Origin of the sequence: Pauljensenia sp. 27098_8_83 (genome assembly GCF_041432695.1) — a bacterium.
GTDB lineage: Bacteria > Actinomycetota > Actinomycetes > Actinomycetales > Actinomycetaceae > Pauljensenia.
On sequence record NZ_JAPWAD010000030.1, the window covers coordinates 12,732 to 29,593 of the forward strand.

The 16,862-nt window shown below is 65.2% G+C and carries 15 protein-coding genes; 12 read left to right on the plus strand and 3 right to left on the minus strand.

Annotated features, from left to right (window positions below; translation table 11 throughout):
- The first annotated feature begins 254 nt into the window (after positions 1-254).
- From O3656_RS09625 to aroD, 6 genes are all read left to right on the plus strand, one after another.
- The gene (locus O3656_RS09625; protein WP_500063816.1) at positions 255-644 is read left to right on the plus strand and encodes a GntR family transcriptional regulator; all 390 of its coding nucleotides are present in this window, start codon (positions 255-257) and stop codon (positions 642-644) included.
- A complete protein-coding gene (locus O3656_RS09630) occupies positions 641-1,534 on the plus strand; it encodes an ATP-binding cassette domain-containing protein (RefSeq protein ID WP_500063818.1) in 894 nt (297 codons plus the stop codon). Before O3656_RS09625 ends, O3656_RS09630 begins: the two co-directional genes overlap by 4 nt.
- Positions 1,531-2,235 carry a hypothetical protein gene (locus O3656_RS09635; protein WP_500063819.1) on the plus strand — a complete coding sequence of 235 codons (705 nt, stop codon included), beginning with the start codon at positions 1,531-1,533 and terminating at the stop codon, positions 2,233-2,235. The genes O3656_RS09630 and O3656_RS09635 overlap by 4 nt, the downstream gene beginning before the upstream one ends.
- Positions 2,236-3,139: 904 nt before the next feature.
- Positions 3,140-4,528 (plus strand): glycine--tRNA ligase, encoded by a 1,389-nt coding sequence (locus O3656_RS09640; RefSeq protein WP_472208100.1) that lies wholly within the window; start codon positions 3,140-3,142, stop codon positions 4,526-4,528.
- Between the two features lie 40 nt (positions 4,529-4,568).
- Positions 4,569-5,846, plus strand: coding sequence for a tRNA dihydrouridine synthase DusB (gene dusB / locus O3656_RS09645; protein WP_500063820.1), 1,278 nt, complete (start codon positions 4,569-4,571; stop codon positions 5,844-5,846).
- Between the two features lie 11 nt (positions 5,847-5,857).
- Complete coding sequence (aroD, locus tag O3656_RS09650; RefSeq protein ID WP_500063821.1) at positions 5,858-6,682, plus strand: type I 3-dehydroquinate dehydratase; 825 nt, start codon at positions 5,858-5,860, stop codon at positions 6,680-6,682.
- Between the two features lie 17 nt (positions 6,683-6,699).
- Here the strand turns inward: aroD and O3656_RS09655 are convergent, their stop codons facing one another.
- Positions 6,700-7,908, minus strand: coding sequence for a S8 family peptidase (locus O3656_RS09655; RefSeq protein WP_500063823.1), 1,209 nt, complete (start codon positions 7,906-7,908; stop codon positions 6,700-6,702).
- A 251-nt stretch (positions 7,909-8,159) separates the two neighbouring features.
- Entirely contained in the window at positions 8,160-10,301 is a 2,142-nt protein-coding gene (locus tag O3656_RS09660; RefSeq protein WP_500063825.1) for a glucose PTS transporter subunit IIA, read from the minus strand.
- A gap of 184 nt (positions 10,302-10,485) precedes the next feature.
- On the opposite strand from O3656_RS09660, the gene O3656_RS09665 reads away from it, so the two are divergent.
- The 3 genes from O3656_RS09665 to O3656_RS09675 are packed head-to-tail and all read left to right on the plus strand — an operon-like array spanning position 10,486 to position 14,290.
- Positions 10,486-11,790, plus strand: a complete 1,305-nt coding sequence (locus tag O3656_RS09665) for a deoxyguanosinetriphosphate triphosphohydrolase (protein ID WP_500063827.1) — start codon at positions 10,486-10,488, stop codon at positions 11,788-11,790.
- A gap of 46 nt (positions 11,791-11,836) precedes the next feature.
- Complete coding sequence (dnaG, locus tag O3656_RS09670) at positions 11,837-13,807, plus strand: DNA primase (RefSeq protein WP_500063829.1); 1,971 nt, start codon at positions 11,837-11,839, stop codon at positions 13,805-13,807.
- Positions 13,808-13,810: 3 nt separating this feature from the next.
- Positions 13,811-14,290 (plus strand): S-ribosylhomocysteine lyase, encoded by a 480-nt coding sequence (locus tag O3656_RS09675; protein WP_500063831.1) that lies wholly within the window; start codon positions 13,811-13,813, stop codon positions 14,288-14,290.
- A gap of 164 nt (positions 14,291-14,454) precedes the next feature.
- Here the strand turns inward: O3656_RS09675 and O3656_RS09680 are convergent, their stop codons facing one another.
- Entirely contained in the window at positions 14,455-14,952 is a 498-nt protein-coding gene (locus O3656_RS09680) for a hypothetical protein (protein WP_500063833.1), read from the minus strand.
- Between the two features lie 91 nt (positions 14,953-15,043).
- Between O3656_RS09680 and O3656_RS09685 the strand changes: the two genes are divergently transcribed.
- The 3 genes from O3656_RS09685 (at position 15,044) to O3656_RS09695 (ending at position 16,829) form a co-directional block, all read left to right on the plus strand.
- Positions 15,044-15,286, plus strand: coding sequence for a type II toxin-antitoxin system Phd/YefM family antitoxin (locus tag O3656_RS09685; protein ID WP_500063835.1), 243 nt, complete (start codon positions 15,044-15,046; stop codon positions 15,284-15,286).
- A gap of 2 nt (positions 15,287-15,288) precedes the next feature.
- Positions 15,289-15,549 carry a Txe/YoeB family addiction module toxin gene (locus O3656_RS09690; protein WP_500063837.1) on the plus strand — a complete coding sequence of 87 codons (261 nt, stop codon included), beginning with the start codon at positions 15,289-15,291 and terminating at the stop codon, positions 15,547-15,549.
- 131 nt (positions 15,550-15,680) lie between these two features.
- Positions 15,681-16,829, plus strand: a complete 1,149-nt coding sequence (locus O3656_RS09695; protein WP_500063839.1) for a branched-chain amino acid aminotransferase — start codon at positions 15,681-15,683, stop codon at positions 16,827-16,829.
- Positions 16,830-16,862 lie beyond the last annotated feature (33 nt).

Below are 16,862 nucleotides of genomic sequence, written 5' to 3' on the forward strand. Positions count from 1 at the left end.
TCAAGTATTGAAATCGCATCGTTGGAATTGCAACGTTTGTGAGCTGTGTTGAAAACTGACCAAGGGAAATTGCCTGCGACTTTTTGGGGGAGTGGGTTCGTTGTGGAGGGCGCGGGGAGGGATGGCGTGGGCGCAGGCGTGGGGGAGTGGAGTGTGACCTGAGACTTGTGTGGTGAGACCGCTTGACAGGCTACCTGGTTATATGGTTCATTAGTCATGTAATAAACCGCTGAACCTGAAGGGAGGACTTGCGCATGGCACCCACATTCGTCTCTGGGATGCCCATCTACGTGCAGATCGCCGACGACATCCGCGCGCAGATCCTGCGCGGCACCCTGCGTGCCGGGGACCAGCTCACCTCCACCACGGAATACTCCGCGACCTACCGCATCAACCCGGCAACCGTCGGCAAGGCCTTCGCGATCCTCGTCGATGAGGGCCTCGTCGAAAAGCGGCGCGGCATCGGCATGTTCGTCGCCGAAGGTGCTCGCGATGTCCTTGTGGCCGACGGGCTCGCGTCCTACGTGGAGGAGACCCTGAACCCCGCCGTCGAAGCGGGCCTGGCCCTGGGCCTCGACCTCGACGCCATCATCGACCACGTCCGCGCCTACAGCGCCGACACGACCGCCAAGGACAACTCATGATCACCATCAACTCCATCAGTCACACGTATCCGGGAGAGAACGAGGCGGCGCTGCGCGACATCTCGCTCACCCTCGGGGACGCAACCGTCACCGCCCTGGTTGGCCCCAACGGCTCGGGCAAGACGACGCTCATGCAGATCCTCGGCGGCCTGATGGTCCCCACCTCGGGGAGCATCTCCATCGACGGCAGCCAGGCCAGCGCCGACGACCTGCTCACAGGATCGATCATCGCTTCCTCCGCTCGCGACTTCGACGCGCTGTACAGCCAGTCTCTCGTCGACTACGCGCGCCTGCGTCCCACCTGGGATGAGAAGCTCTTCGCCCACTACGCCGAGCGCTTCGATCTGCGCATTAACCGCAAGTACGTGCGCAAGCTCTCCGGCGGGCAAGCTGCCATTCTCTCCGCCTCGATCGCGCTGGCCTCGGGCGCGCCCCTCACCCTCCTCGACGAGATCCAGGCACCCCTGGACGTGCCCACGCGCTACGCCCTCTACGAGGAGATTCTCGCTCTGGCGGGGGAGGTCATGGAAGGACAGCGCCCCCAGCGACGCTTCCTCATCTCCTCGCACATGGTCTCCGAACTCGAAAAGGTCGCCGAGGACGTCATCGTCTTGAAGAAGAGCGAGCTCCTCGCTCACGAGACCATCGACGACTTCACCTGCCGAGTCTCAGCTCTGACCGGCCATGCCTCCGACGTCGAGCGTTTCCTTGCCGCCCACCCGGACCTCGCCGTCATTGCGAGTCGCGAGCTCGGCTCCACGCGAGAGATCGTCGTGGACCTGCGCGGTAGCGCCGTTGGCGACACCGAGCTCGCATCCCACTCCCTGACCTCTTCGCCCTGTTCCTTCCAGGACGCCTTCGCCTACCTCATCCAGGAGAACGACCAATGAGCACCGCAACCACCGTCTCCCGCACCCCCAGCGCCTGGCGCCTCGGCACGGTCAGCATCAAGCCTGCCGTCGTTCTCTGCCTTGCAACCGTCTTCGCGCAGTTTGCGCTCAACGCGCTCATTGCGGGTTTCTTCTACGTGTCCCGCGGCAGGCCCTCGGAGAATATCTATATGGCTGCCCTCAACTCAGCTTTAGTCATGGGGATCTTTCTCATCGTCGCAGGCATCAACCAGACGATCTCGTACATGGGTGCAGGGTCGCTGAGCGGGGCGCCGCGCCGCACACTGGCGCTCTCGAGCTACGTCATTTCGGTTGTATTGATCGCCCTCGGCAGCGTCATCTGGTGGGTGCTCATCCTGATCCAGCCGTACCTGACCTTCATGACGACAAACACCAACACTACGGGTGTTGACACGTGGCTAATCGTCGTGGCCGTCTGGATCGCCTGTGACGCGGCGGCTCGCTTCGGCTCGAACGTCTTCCGCCACCGCGGAGGGGGATGGGAAGTCGCGATCGCGGTTGTCGTTGGTGCCGTTACCGTCGCTGTTCCGTCCGCCTGGCTGATCCTGACCCTCATGGACAAGGCAGGAGTCGCCGGTCCCATGCACCCGTCCTTCTGGCTCATGGGAATCATCCCCCTCGCGGTTGTGATCGCCAACTGGCGCCTCACCTCCACGGGTAGGATTCGCCGCCTCAACTGAACGACAGATGCGCCCTGGGCGCGTGACCTCTCGACCCGGCCCCGGCCTCGTCCCCTCCCGTAGGAGCGACGAGGCCGGGGCTCTTTTGTGCGTTCGGGTGTGTTGTGGTGGCGCCATGTGAGTGTCCAGGCGCTGCGAGTTGCTGTGGGGGGGATCCTCAGGCACTGCTGGTTGCTGAGTGCGGCACCGTAGTTCTGTGCGCGCCCTGCAATTTCGCATGCAATTCGATGATGGAATGTTCAATCATGTGCTGAAAATGGCGGAATTTCAACGATATTATTTCATCGTATGAAATAGGTAAAGGGGAATTGCCTGCGACTTTTGGGGTGCTGTGCTTGGTGAGCGTGGGTGGTGGCTGTCGGCGCTGTCAGCTCTGTCGGTGCTGGCATGTGCGCATGCGGATAGGTTCGAAGTTGGCGTGCTCGTACTCGCTGTAGCGGAGCCTGCCCCTCCTGATCCGGATAGGTTACGGCGATGTGGATAGGTTATTCACATGCGGATAGGTTAATAAGCTATCCGCATCTTCATAACCTATCCGTATGCTCATAACCTATCCGCGAGCGTGCCGGGAGAAGCGCGCCGAAGGGCCATCCTGAACACTGGGCTGGGTGTCGTGTCGATCTTGGGCGAGGGTGCCGCAGGGGTGAGCAGGCTTCCAGTCTCGGTGCCCCGAATACAGGTCGCCGAGTGTACGACCGGTGTACTGGCCTCCCGCGCGGTGATCAGGAATCTCGTGGGGCGAGGCCAACACAACGAGGCCGGGGCTCTTTCGCTGGCCGCGCGCGCACCTGTGGTGGGATCCATGGGCGCGGAATGGCTCGCAAGCGCCCGAAACAGTAGTTATCGGCTAGTATCGATGGCGACACGACAGCCAGTCGTGCCCCAGATACTCAAGGAGTGACAAGTGGCTAAGGGACCCTCCCGCCTCGACAACGTGATCAGCCTGGCCAAGCGCCGCGGCTTCGTCTTCCCCTGCGGTGACATCTACGGTGGCACCCGCTCCGCGTGGGACTACGGCCCGCTCGGCGTGGAACTGAAGGAAAACATCAAGCGCGCCTGGTGGAACGCCATGGTCCGCCGCCGCGCCGACGTCGTCGGCCTCGACTCCTCCGTCATCCTCCCGCGCGAAGTGTGGGTCGCCTCCGGCCACGTCAAGGCCTTCACCGACCCCCTCATCGAGTGCCTCAACTGCCACAAGCGCGCCCGCGAGGACCAGCTCATCGAAGAGCTCGCCGAAAAGAAGGGCGTCGAAGAGTCCTCCCTGACCACCGCCGACCTCGCCTGCCCGACCTGCGGCGTGCGCGGCCAGTGGACCGAGCCCCGCGCCTTCTCCGGCCTGCTCAAGACCTACCTGGGCCCCGTCGACGACGAGGCCGGCCTGCACTACCTGCGCCCCGAGACCGCCCAGGGCATCTTCGTTAACTACGCGAACGTCATGAACGCCGCGCGCAAGAAGCCGCCGTTCGGCATCGGCCAGATCGGCAAGTCCTTCCGCAACGAGATCACGCCCGGCAACTTCATCTTCCGTACCCGCGAGTTCGAGCAGATGGAACTCGAGTTCTTCTGCGAGCCCGGCACCGATGAGGAATGGCACCAGTACTGGATTGACTACCGCAAGGCCTGGTACGTGGACCTCGGCATCGACCCGGAGAACCTGCGCGAGTACGAGCACCCCAAGGAGAAGCTCTCGCACTACTCCAAGCGCACCGTCGACCTGGAATACCGCTTCGGTTTCCAGGGCAGCGAGTGGGGCGAGCTCGAAGGCATCGCCAACCGCACCGACTACGACCTGACCGTCCACTCCGAGGCCTCCGGTGCGAAGCTCGACTACTTCGACCCGAACACCAAGGAACGCTGGACCCCCTACGTCATCGAGCCCTCGGCGGGCCTGACCCGTTCCCTCATGGCCTTCCTCATCGAGGCCTACCACGAGGACGAGGCCCCCAACGCCAAGGGCGGTGTCGACAAGCGCGTCGTGCTCAAGCTGGACCCGCGCCTGGCCCCCGTCAAGGCCGCCGTCCTACCCCTGTCCCGCAAGCCCGAACTGACCGGCCCCGCCCAGGAGCTGGCCGACGAGCTGCGCGGCATCTGGAACGTCGACTACGACGATGCCGGTGCCGTTGGTCGCCGCTACCGTCGCCAGGACGAGATCGGCACGCCCTTCTGCATCACCTACGACTTCGACTCGATCGAAGACCACGCCGTCACCATCCGTGAGCGTGACACGATGGAGCAGGTACGCATCCCGCTCGATAAGGTCAAGTCGTACCTGATCGAACGCCTGGGCTGCTGACTTGCAGGTAGCCTCAACGTCCGCAGCGGCCCCTCTTCGAGTGGGGCCGCTGCGCCTGTGGACACCCGTCGTCCTGGCCCCCATGGCCGGGGTGACGGACGTGCCCTTCCGACGCCTGTGCCGCATCATGGGCGAGTCGGGCTTGCCCGACCACCTGCGACCCACCGGCATCCCCTCCTGGGCGGCCGAGTCGGGGGAGGGGGCCACGGCCTCGTCCCCGAAGAACACAGGTCAGGCGTCCAACGAACCGCGCCACGTGGCTATCCCGCGCGTGGACGCGCCCGCCGGCCTGTACGTCACTGAGATGGTGACCAGCCGGGCGCTCGTCGAGGAGAACGAACGCACCCAGGAAATGGTGCGCCCAGACCCCACCGAACGCGTGCGCTCCCTGCAGCTCTACGGCGTTGACCCCGCCGTCATGGCGAAGGCCGCGACGATGCTCATCGAGCGCGACCTCACCGACCACATCGACCTGAACTTCGGGTGCCCCGTCCCCAAGGTGACGAAGAAGGGCGGGGGAGCGGCCCTGCCCTGGAAGCGCGACCTGTTCTCCGACCTTGTGGGTGCCGTCGTGCGCGCCTCAAACGAGGCCGGGGAGCGCATCGGGCGCGAAATCCCGGTCACCGTCAAGATCCGCATCGGCATCGACTCCGAGCACGAGACCGCGACGGACGCCGCACTGGCCGCGCAAAAGCTCGGCGCTGTCGCCCTCACCCTGCATGCGCGCACGCAGAACCAGCACTACGCGGGACGCGCCCACTGGGACCAAATCGCGCGCCTGAAGGATCTGCTCGATATCCCCGTTTTCGGCAACGGCGACGTCTTCGAGGCCGCCGACGCTCTGGCCATGCTGGAACGCACCGGCTGCGACGGCATCAGCGTCGGGCGCGGTGCCCAGGGACGCCCCTGGATCTTCCGCGATATCGTCGCCGCCTACCACGGTGGGGCCATCCCGCCCGGCCCCAGCCTCGCCGAGGTGGTCTCCGTCATCGAGCGCCACGCCGCCTGGTGCGTCGTCGACCAGGGCGACGAAGGGCGCGCGTTGCGCGAAATGCGCAAGCACATCGGCTGGTACCTGCGCGGATTCGCCGTGGGAGGCCCCCAGCGCCACGCCCTGTCCATGGTCTCGACTCTCCAGGAGCTCCACGATCGCCTCGGGGACCTTGACCTCGACCAGGCGTTCCCGCCCGCCGCGCGCGGACCGCGCGGACGTGCCGGCGGCGAGAAAACCCCCCACCTGCCCGACGGCTGGCTGGACCACCCCTACCTCACGCAGAGCGAACGAGATCGCCTGCACCTGGCAGAAATCGGATACTAAGCGAAGGAATCATGCCTCACTCATCTGCGCCCGACCCTGACCCTGCGCCTGGACTCGTCACCATCGGGCGAGCCGCCAAGAAGGCGACCCTCGGGGGACGCACCCAGGTCATTGTCCCCGTCAGCGGGGACTCACGCTCCCTCATCGGGCAGGTTCAGGCAATGGCCACGTGCCGCGCGGACATCGTCGAGTGGCGGGCCGACACCTTCCTCTCCTCCCTCGTCGGGGCGCACTTCGTGTCCGCCTCCGACGTCGGGGAAGATCTCGTGAGCATGGCCCGCTACGTCGCGGACTCCTCGCCGCTGCCGGTCCTGGCGACCATCCGCACTTCGGTCGAGGGCGGTCAAGCCTATCTGGATGACGAGGAGTATTGCGCCCTCGTGCGCAGGCTCGCTTCGTGCGTGGGCGGCGTCGACGTGGAGATTTCGCGCGACGGATCCGCCGCCCTGATCGAGGATGCGCACGAGGCCGGGGCGATCGTCGTCGCTTCTTTCCATGATTTTGAGGGGACTCCCGGCGACGAGCGGCTCGCCGAGGTCCTCGCTGCCATGAACTTTGCCGGCGCGGACGTTCTCAAGTTCGCGTGCATGGCCCACAGTGCGACGGACGCGGCCCGCGTCCTGGCGGCGCAGGCGTGGGCGCGCGAGGCCTACGACCGACCCGTCATCGGTATTTCCATGGGCCCCAACGGCGCGCCCACACGCCTGGTCGGCTCTGCGCTTGGATCCGCAGCCACCTTCGCCACCCTGCCCGGCTGGGAGGGGAGCGCCCCCGGACAATTCACCGTCGAACAGGTGCGTGCCGTCCTGGATATCGTCGAGGGCGCTGGGGTCTAGCGCTTGTGTCGCGTCGCCTACTTTCCGTGAAAGCGAGGGCTGGTGCCCAGGTGAGTCGGGTAGGGATTGTCTTTGTTGGTTACCTGTGACTCGTCGAGGCCCCGATAGACGTAGGAGTTGTCATACGCGATCTCGCTCGGATCAACGAGGCCATCGGCGTACTGCTGAACCTCTGCGGGGGTCGGGCTCGATCCACCACCCTTGTCGGCCAGTGGGTTTTCGTCCGGGTACTGGCTCGGATCGGTGTTGAGCATTTTTCCGGGGTTAATTGGTCCGTACCCGACGTAGATGTCTCTACCGCCCTGAGGTGTGCTCGCAGTGTTGACGAGAAGCTGGAGGAGCTGATTCGATGTCGCGTTGGGCCACTTGGCATGCGTCTGTGCGAGAACACCACTGACAATAGGTGTTGAAAAAGACGTTCCCTGAGTAGAGGAAATATTTCCGTTTGCATCCCGCGCAAGGACAGGGCCTCCGATAGCAGTCGTGGTGACTCCCTGCCCCCAGGAGGAATAGGAAGCGAACTTTCCATCGGTATCAATGGCGGAAACACCGACGACACCCGACCACTGCGACAAGGAATTCTCAGTGTTGTCTGAGGCGGTGTTTCCTGCACCAGCAGTGATGATGACGCCTTGACTCATCGCACGAGCGATTGCCCACTTGAGGTGGTTTGAAGGTGAAGGTGAGGTTGCGGAGTAATTGATAATTGATGCTCCGTCATTGATTGCTTTATTGATCAACGATGACACTTCGGTTGGCAGAACACCAGCTTTCATCGGGCAATCATCCCCCGCCGCGCTGTTGGTATCGATGCTTTGGTAAGCGAGCAGCGCAGCATCGGGCACCATGCCGTAAGCACGTGAGACCAATAGCGAGGCAACTTCGGTGCCGTGGCTTCTGTGAGCAGGGCTAGATGAGACTGAGCAGGGGCTTTTGTCCGTAATATTTGCGCCTACCAGCTCCGGGACAGAGGTGTCGACAGGGCCGTCGATGATCGCGATGGTGACGCCTGCGCCCGTGTAGCCCTTGGCCCGCGCCGTGTCCAGGTGATAGTAGGAGTAGTAGGGCTGGTCTGCTGCTGTGATCTCTCGATCCTCCGCGTGCGCGGGGGGAGCCGCCACTACGCCACCTGTGAGGATGAGCGTGCAGCCCGATGCTAGTGCCGCACGCCGTAGGCTCGGCCTGGCACCTTGCGTTCGTGGTGTCACCATTGATTCGGATCCCATCCGTCGTTGCGCCGAAAAGAAAGCAGAAACTCTGAGTCGAATGCAACGTCTGGCATCGTTCCGTCTTTCTTTGACAGGGGGGAACCTTGCACTCCTGCGGCAAGGTAACCGAACGGTCAACAGTCTAGTTGCCTCGCTTGAGCTTGTGCAAGAACATGCACGGTATCAATGAAAGAACCACGGTTACCGCCGGTGCAACAAAAAATGGTGGGCGAGCCAATTGGCTCGCCCACCACTCTTGGGTCACAGGCTCACTGTGCGGCTTCCTTTGGGGACACCGTCACGACCGTGTCGGTGATACCCACCGGGCCGGGAGCGGCCGGGGTGATCTCGCCGAACTTCTTCTTGTTCGTGACGACCATCGGGGTGACCGTGTCGTAGCCGGCTTCACGGATGACGTCCCAATCGACCTCAGCCAGGACGTCGCCACGGCGAACGATGTCGCCCTTCGCAACGTGCGGCGTGAAGCCCTTACCCTCCAGTTTCACAGTGTCCATACCGATGTGGATGAGCACCTGGACGCCGGACGCAGACTTAATACCGTATGCGTGGCCGGTCGGGAAAGCAACCGTCACCTTGCCGTCACACGGGGCAACGACGACCGCGCCGGCGGCGGGGGACAGAGCAACACCGGGGCCGAGCGCTCCGGCAGCGAAGGCCTCGTCGGCCACGTCAGACAGCGCAACGATGGTACCCGCCAAGGGGGAAGTGAGCGTCAGGTCAGCCTTCGCCTCGTCGCTGAAAGCGGGAGCAGCCTCGGCCGCCGGAGCAGTGGCAGGCGCAGCAGCCGACGCAGCGGAGGTGGCAGCAGCCGCGGCGGCGGGGGCGTCGTCCTCGAGCAGGCCCTTCTTCGCGCGAGCCTCTGCCTTCTGTTCCTTCGTGCGGTAGTCGAACAGCACGACCATCAGGAACGCGGTGACAAACGCGGCAGCGACGCCCAGGGCGTAGACGGCCATGGGGCTGAAAACGGGGATCGTCAGCAGCGAGGTGAACACGAAGGTATTCGTGGTGGCTCCGCCACCGATGCCGATAACCAGGCCGCCGACGACACAGCCGGTGAGCATGAGCGGGTAGATGCGCTTGAAACGCAGGTGGATGCCGTACAGGGACGGCTCCGAGATACCGCCGAAGAGGCCAGCCGCCAGGGCGCCGGACGCGGTCTGACGCATGTCGGTGTCGCGGTCGCGAATCGACAGGAAGAGAACGCCGGCGGTGGCACCGAAGCAGGCGAAGTTCCACGCGCCCATGGGGCCCTGGATGAAGTCCGAACCCGTCGCGGCGATGTTGGCCAGCTGCAGGGCGTTGAGCGGCCAGTGCAGGCCGAGCGGCACCAGGAAGGGGTAGATGATCGGGATGATGATCGAGAAGACAATGGGGGCGTGTCCGTTGAGCCAGGCGAGGCCGCCACCCAGGCCGTTACCGATCCAGATCGACAGGGGGCCAATCAGGAAGGCGGTCAGCGGCATGATGATCATGAAGGAAATGAAGGGGACGAACACCATCTGGACGTTCGCGGGGACAATCTTCTTCAGGCCCTTGTAGACCAGCGCGAGAATCGGCACCATCAGCAGCGGCACGAAGACCTGGCCGCCGTAGTCAGCCAGCTGGAGCGAAATGCTGTGGGGGAAGGTAACCCGTCCAATGAGAGGGAGCCAGAAGTCGATTTTGTTCAGTATGGGGAACGCGGACAGCAGGGGCTCAAGTGAGGCGATCTGGCTAACACACTGCTCGGTACCCAGGGCAGTCTGCTCACAGGTCGTCTCGCTGAACGAGGACGCGTTGCTCAGGCCGATGAAGTTAGGGGTGAGCAGCGAGAGGATGACGGCCGTGCCGACCCAGGGGTCGATGTCCAGCTTCTTGGAGGCGTTGTAGGCGACCATCGCCGGCAGGAAGTAGAAGACCGCGCGCCACATGGAGTTCACGTAGCCCAGCCACGCGGGGATGGTCTCGGCGCGCGTGTCGACGATGTGCAGGGCGTCGAGCACCGCGAGGAGCGCCAGGATCAGAGATGCGCCAAGCAGAACGGGCAGCAGCGGGCGGAACGAGTCCGACAGGTACTCGAAGAATGCGTCGACGATGGCGTTCTTGCCACGCGCCTTCGCGCGAGCGGCTGCCTTGACATCATCGTTTGAGGCGGCGGCGCCCGACTTCATTGACGGCAGGTTATTGATCTCGTTGAAGACGGACTGCACCGCACCGCCGATGACGATCTGGTAGCGATCACCCGACTGGGGGACGGCACCGAGGACGCCGTCAATGGCCTCGACTCGGTCCTTGTCGACGACCGACGCGTCGTTGAGTTCAAAGCGCAGACGCGTCGCGCAGTGGGTGAAGTGGGTGATGTTGCCGGGACCACCGACCGCATCGAGGATTTCCTGTGCCGTGTTGGACACGGGGGACTCCTTCCGTGGATGAGGATTCGACGCTGAATGCGACACTTGACAATTAGCATGTTTGAACAGGTAGTGACATAGGCGACGGTCTATCTCACAGTATTTTGTGGGTAATTTGTGCCGCTTTGACGGTCACGAGGCCGGGGCCCGTTCTGCGCAGGCGTTTCCCTAGTAAAATGGCCCCGTGAATGAGTTTTCCCTGGCAATCCCCGGTGTTGATGGTGGCGACGCGCGTCGCCCGTACGCGTCCGCCGATTCCGAGCGTTGGGTGCCCGAGGAACACAAGTCTTCCGAACGTACCGAGTTCGAACGCGACCGCGCGCGCATCCTCCACTCCTCCGCGCTGCGTCGCCTCGGTGAAAAAACGCAGGTGCTGGGACCTATTTCGGATGACTTCGTGCGCACGCGCCTCACGCACTCCCTCGAGGTTGCCCAGGTGGGCCGCGAGCTCGGCAAGGAGCTGGGGGCCGACCCGGACGTCGTGGACGCGGCGTGCCTGTCCCACGACCTCGGGCATCCGCCTTTCGGGCATAACGGCGAGCGCGCGCTGGACGCGGCGGCCACCTCGATCGGTGGTTTTGAGGGCAACGCCCAGACCCTGCGCGTCGTCACGCGCCTAGAGCCGAAGGTCATCGGCGCGGGCGGCGTTCCCGCGGGCCTGAACCTGACGCGGGCGACCCTGGACGCGATCTGCAAGTACCCGTGGGTCAAGGCCGGTGGCCCGGACCTGGCTAAGTCGACGCGCAAGTACTCCGTGTACCCCGACGACGCGCCCGTGTTCGCCTGGATGCGTCAGGGCGCCCCGGCTGGCAGGCGGTGTCTGGAGGCCCAGATCATGGACCTGTCGGACGATATCGCCTACTCGGTGCACGACGTGGAGGACGCTGTCGCGACCCGCAAGCTAGACCCCTCCGATCTCTTCGACGACGCGCACTGCTCGGCGGTCGTGGCCTCGACCCTGGACTGGTACGGGGCGTCCGTGGCGCGCTCGGACCTGGAAGAGGCTCTCGAGCGGATCGTGTCCATGCCCGTGTGGCTGCGCTCTTTCGACGGGTCCTACGCCTCCCTCGCACACCTGAAGGATGCGACGAGCGAGCTGATCGGACGCTTCTGCTCGGCGACCGTGGCCGCCACGCGCGAGACCTTCGGGGACGAGCCGCTGGGCCGCTACCGTGCGGACCTCGTCGTGCCGCGGCAGGTGCGCGCCGAGATCCAAATCCTCAAGGGCATGGCCGTCCACTACGTGATGAGCCCGCGCGAGACCGAGCCGGTGTACTACCAGCAGCGCACGCTCCTCGCCGACCTCGTCGACGCCCTGTACGAGGCCGGGGCCGAGGCCCTCGAGCCCCTGTTCGCCGCGCAGTGGCGGGCCGCCTCCGACGACGGCGTGCGCCTGCGCGCGGTCATCGATCAAGTTGCCTCGCTCACCGACGTGTCGGCCTCCGCGTGGCATGCCCGCTGGTGCGGCATGCTGTCCTCGCAGCTGTGAGCGTGATCGGACGCAGACGTGGGCGGGCATCGGTAAACTGAGGGACATGGCGGGTCTGATTCGCAAGGACGACATCGAAGCGGTACGTAACGCAGTGAAGATCGACGAGGTCATCGGCGAGCACGTAGCGCTGCGACCCGCGGGCATCGGCTCCCTGAAGGGCCTGTGTCCCTTCCACGACGAGCGCACGCCTTCCTTTAACGTGCGCCCCCACCTGGGCATGTTCCACTGTTTTGGCTGCGGTGAGAGCGGCGACGTCATCTCCTTCGTACAGAAGATGGACCACCTGTCGTTCACCGAGGCCGTGGAAATGCTGGCTGCGAAGGCCGGGATCACCCTCCATTACGAAGAGGGCGGGGCGCGTGTGCGCACCGAGGAGCCGGGCAAGCGTCAGCGCCTCCTGGACGCACACCGCGTCGCCGAAGAGTTCTACCAGCGCCAGCTCGCGTCCCCCGAGGCGCACAAGGGCCGCACCTTCCTCGCCGAGCGCGGCTTCACCCAGGCGATGTGCGCGCATTTCGGGGTCGGATACGCCCCGGCCTCGTGGGATTCCCTGACGCGCCACCTGCGTTCGAAGGGTTTCACGGACCAGGAGATCCAGATTTCGGGCCTGGGCTCGCAGGGCAGTCGCGGCGTGTACGACCGTTTCCGTGGGCGCCTCGTGTGGCCGATCCGGGACATTACGGGCGCGACGGTCGGTTTCGGGGCGCGTCGCCTGGACGACAGTGACAAGGAATCGCCCAAGTACCTCAACACCCCCGAGACTCCGATCTATAAGAAGTCGCAGCTGCTGTACGGCCTGGACCTGGCGAAGAAGACGATCGCGACGGAGCATAAGGTCGTCATCGTCGAGGGCTACACGGACGTCATGGCCGCGCACGTCGCGGGCGTCACGAACGCCGTGGCCACGTGCGGCACTGCCTTTGGCTCCGAGCACGTCAAGATCATTCGCCGCCTGCTGGGCGACCACGCGGATCCGGCTGCCGGTGTTCTCCTGTCGTCGGGGCGCGCGCACGGCTCCGAGGTCATCTTTACGTTCGACGGTGACAGCGCCGGGCAGAAGGCCGCGCTGCGGGCCTACGGCGAGGATCAGAACTTCGCGGCGCAGACCTTCGTGGCGGTCGCGCCGGGTGGGCAGGACCCCTGCGAGCTGCGGCTGTCCCAGGGCGATCAGGCGATCGTCGACCTGGTGAACTCGCGCATCCCGCTCTTTGAGTTCGCGATCCGCTCGGTCCTGTCCCAGATGGACCTGCGCAGCGCTGAGGGTCGCGTGCAGGGCCTGCGCGCCTCGGCCGGCATCGTCGCGCACATCAAGGATCGCGCGCTGCGCGGCGAGTACACGCGCCAGCTGGCCGGGTGGCTCGGCATGGACATGCGCACGGTCGAACAGGCGATCCGCGCGGCCGGACGCGTCGAGGTCATCTCGCACGAGGCCCGCCCGGGAGAAATCGAGATGGCGGGTGCCGGCCGTCCCGCCCCCATGCGCGAGCGCCGAGGCCCCGAGGACCCCGTGAGCCGCGTCGAACGTCAGGCGCTCGAGGCCGTCCTCCAGCACCCGCTCTTCGCCGTGGGCTCCGGCTTCGAGGAACTCGACGGGCAGTCCTTCACCGTGCCCACGCACCGCGCCGTCCACGATGCGATCCGTGCGGTCGGCGGCCTCGACGCCTTTACACAGATGATGCGCCAGGCCGAGGCCCACTTCGGCCCGGGCGAGAACGCGACGCTGGCGGCCTCGCGCCACTTCGTCCAGGTGGTCCTCGAGACCGCCGGTGAGATCATCGGCCCCGCCGTCACCCAGCTGGCCGTCGCGCCCCTGCCCGTCGCGGGCGAGGCCGACGTGCGCTCGTACTGCCGCGGCGTGGTGGCCGCAATGGTGCGCATGGACCTGACCCGCAAGCTCGGCGAGGCCCGCGCGGCCCTGTCGCGCATGAACGAGGAAGACCCCAACTACTCCGAGACGTTCCGGGAGCTCATGCGCCTGGAGCAACGCCGGCAAAACTACACCGAAAGGGACTAACCGATGGCCGAAGTTGAGAGCTTTACCCTGGACCACACCGCCGTCAAGGCGCCCTACGTGCGCCTCATCAACGTGGAGTCCGGCCCCAAGGGCGACCAGATTTCGAACTTCGACGTGCGCCTCCTCCAGCCCAACGCCGGGGAGATCCCGACCTCGGGCCTGCACACGATTGAGCACCTGCTGGCCTCCCTGCTGCGCGACCGCATCGATGGCGTCATCGACTGCTCGCCGTTCGGCTGCCGAACGGGCTTCCACCTCATCATGTGGGGCACCCCCTCGGTGCGTGAGGTGACCGAGGCTCTGGCCTCGTCCCTGCACGCCATCGTCGAGGACATCACCTGGGAGGACGTGCCCGGCACCGACGCATACTCGTGCGGCAACTACCGCGACCACTCGCTGTTCAGCGCTCGCGAGTGGAGCCGCGCGATCCTCGATCAGGGCTTCTCCCTCGACGCCTTCGAGCGCGTCGACGTCATCCACTGATTCCGGGCGTTCGCCTGGACTTGGAAGCGGGACCCATCCAGTGAGGATGGGTCCCGTTGTCGTCTGAGTGCGTGTGCGTAAGTGCGCGCGAGTGAGCGCGGGTGAGGGGGCTGAGGACGCGGGTGAGGGGAGGGTGCCCCGATGGGGAGCCCCGGCCTCGTCGATCAGTCGAGACCGACCGCGTCGCGCACGCGGGCTTCCAGGGCGTCCGCCTCGCGCTGCCCGTCGGCATCCAGCGGCCCGTCGGCCGTCAGCACCGAGAAGAGCCCGTCCTCGCCGCGGCGCACCCACGCCGTCACCGTCGTCCCGTTGCCCACCTCCACCTGGGAGTGCAGGACGATCGAGCGGTTCACGAACTCGCTCGTATGACGCATGAAGTCCTCCGGGTCACCGACTCCGCGCCCCGCCAGGGCCGGGCGGGCCGGATCCACCCACTCCAGCGCGAACAGCGAGCCCTCAGCCTCCCAGCGCGCCCGCGCCACGTCGTACCAGGGGAACATCTCGGGGGTGGGCATTCCCTCGTTGTTCGAGGCCTCGGCGCCGAACACGTACAGGCCCGACTTCGCGGCCGCCAACCAGCGCCCGTCCTCCAACTCCAGGCCGGGGGAGCGGCGCTCGCGGGAGGGCAGGGCGGAGGCAAGGGCGTCAGGCAAAGTCGTCATGCGTTGATCGTATCCTTTCGGCAGAAATCGTGCGCACAGACCTATGCGTACGTGAAAGCGTACGCTATGATGGTGGTGGAAAGGGACAATCATGACTGCTGTGAGTGCTACTGCCGCCCGCTCGGACCTGTACCGGCTCATCGACACCGTGAACGAGGAATCGACCCCGATCACGATCACCGGACGTCGCGGAAACGCTGTCCTCATTGGCGAGGCCGACTGGTCCGCTATTCAGGAAACCCTCTACCTGCAGGGAATTCCCGGAATGACGGACAGTCTGAAGGAAGCCGCTCGCGAAGATCTCGACGACGCGCTCGATGACGTGGAGTGGTAGCGATGTGGCGCGTCGTTTTCTCCAAACAGGCCGCGAAGGATGCGAAGAAGCTCTCCGCCAGCGGACTCAAGGCGAAAGCTCAGAGCCTCATCGAGATCCTGACTGAGGATCCGTTCACGACGCCTCCACGCTACGAGCGCCTCGTCGGGGACCTCGCAGGTATGTATTCCCGCAGGATCAACATTCAGCACAGGCTCGTCTACGAGGTCTTCGAAGAAGAGCGCACCGTCCGCGTCCTGCGTATGTGGACACACTACGAGTGAGCCGTCCTGTGGGGGTGAGAACGTCCACAGCGGCCGGGGGAGTGGGTCACATGCCGAAATCAATCGGCCACAATGCGGACGGCGGGCATATTCTGGCCTCATATTTGTGAAAGACCACGACAGGAGACCTCATGGCATCGACGCAGCACACCCCCACGGAACTTGAGGCTGCCGGCGACCTGGTACTTCCCGGCGCCGACGAGCTGGCCGGTCGTTTCCCCCTGACCCACAACCCGCATCCGGCGACGCCCGAAGAGTACAACGAGATCATGTCGACCCTGGCCTTCGGCAAGAAGTTCACGGATCACATGGCTCACATGCGCTGGACCCGCGAGGGTGGCTGGGAAGACCGCGGCGTCATCCCCTACGGCCCGCTCGAGCTGACCCCCGGCGCCTCCGTCTTCCACTACTGCCAGTCCGTGTTCGAGGGCATCAAGGCCTACAAGCGTGCGGACGGCTCCGTGTGGACCTTCCGTCCCGGCTACAACGCCGCGCGCCTGAATCACTCGGCTCGCCGCCTGGCGCTGCCCGAGCTGAGCCGCGAGGACTTCGTGGCCTCCCTGGTGGACTACGTGCGCGCCGACGTGAAGTGGGTGCCCGAGGCCGAGGGATCCTCCCTGTACCTGCGTCCCTTCATGTTCGCCTCCGAGGAGTTCGTGGGCGTGCACCCCGCGGGCGTCGTCGACTACTACGTTATCGGCTCGCCGTCGGGCCCCTACTTCAAGGGCGGACTGTCGGGCGTGGCCATCTGGGTGGAGCGCGAGTACCACCGCGCTGGCCCCGGCGGCACCGGTAGCGCCAAGGCCGGCGGCAACTACGCGGCCTCCCTGCTGCCCCAGATCCAGGCCGAGGCTAAGGGCTTCTCCCAGGTTTGCTTCCTGGACACCTACGAGGGCAAGTACCTCGAGGAGCTGGGCGGCATGAACATGTTCGTCGTCATGGCGGACGGCACGATCCGTACACCCTCGCTCACCGGCGTCATCCTCGAGGGCGGCACGCGCAGCGCGATCCTGCGCATGCTGCGCGACGAAGGCGTGGAGGTACACGAGGAGAAGATCGCCCTGTCCGAGGTCGTGGACGGTATCCGCTCGGGAGCCGTCGCCGAGGTTTTCGCCTGCGGCACGGCTGCCGTGGTCACCCCGATCACTCGCCTGGCTGGTGACGACTTCGACGTCGAGATCGCGGTGGGAGACAAGACCCGCGAGATCCACAAGCGTCTCACCGATATCCAGTGGGGTCGCGCCGAGGATCCCTACGGCTGGACGTACCGCCTGGCCTGAGCGTTGACGCGTGAGGGAGCCACGGCCTCGTCG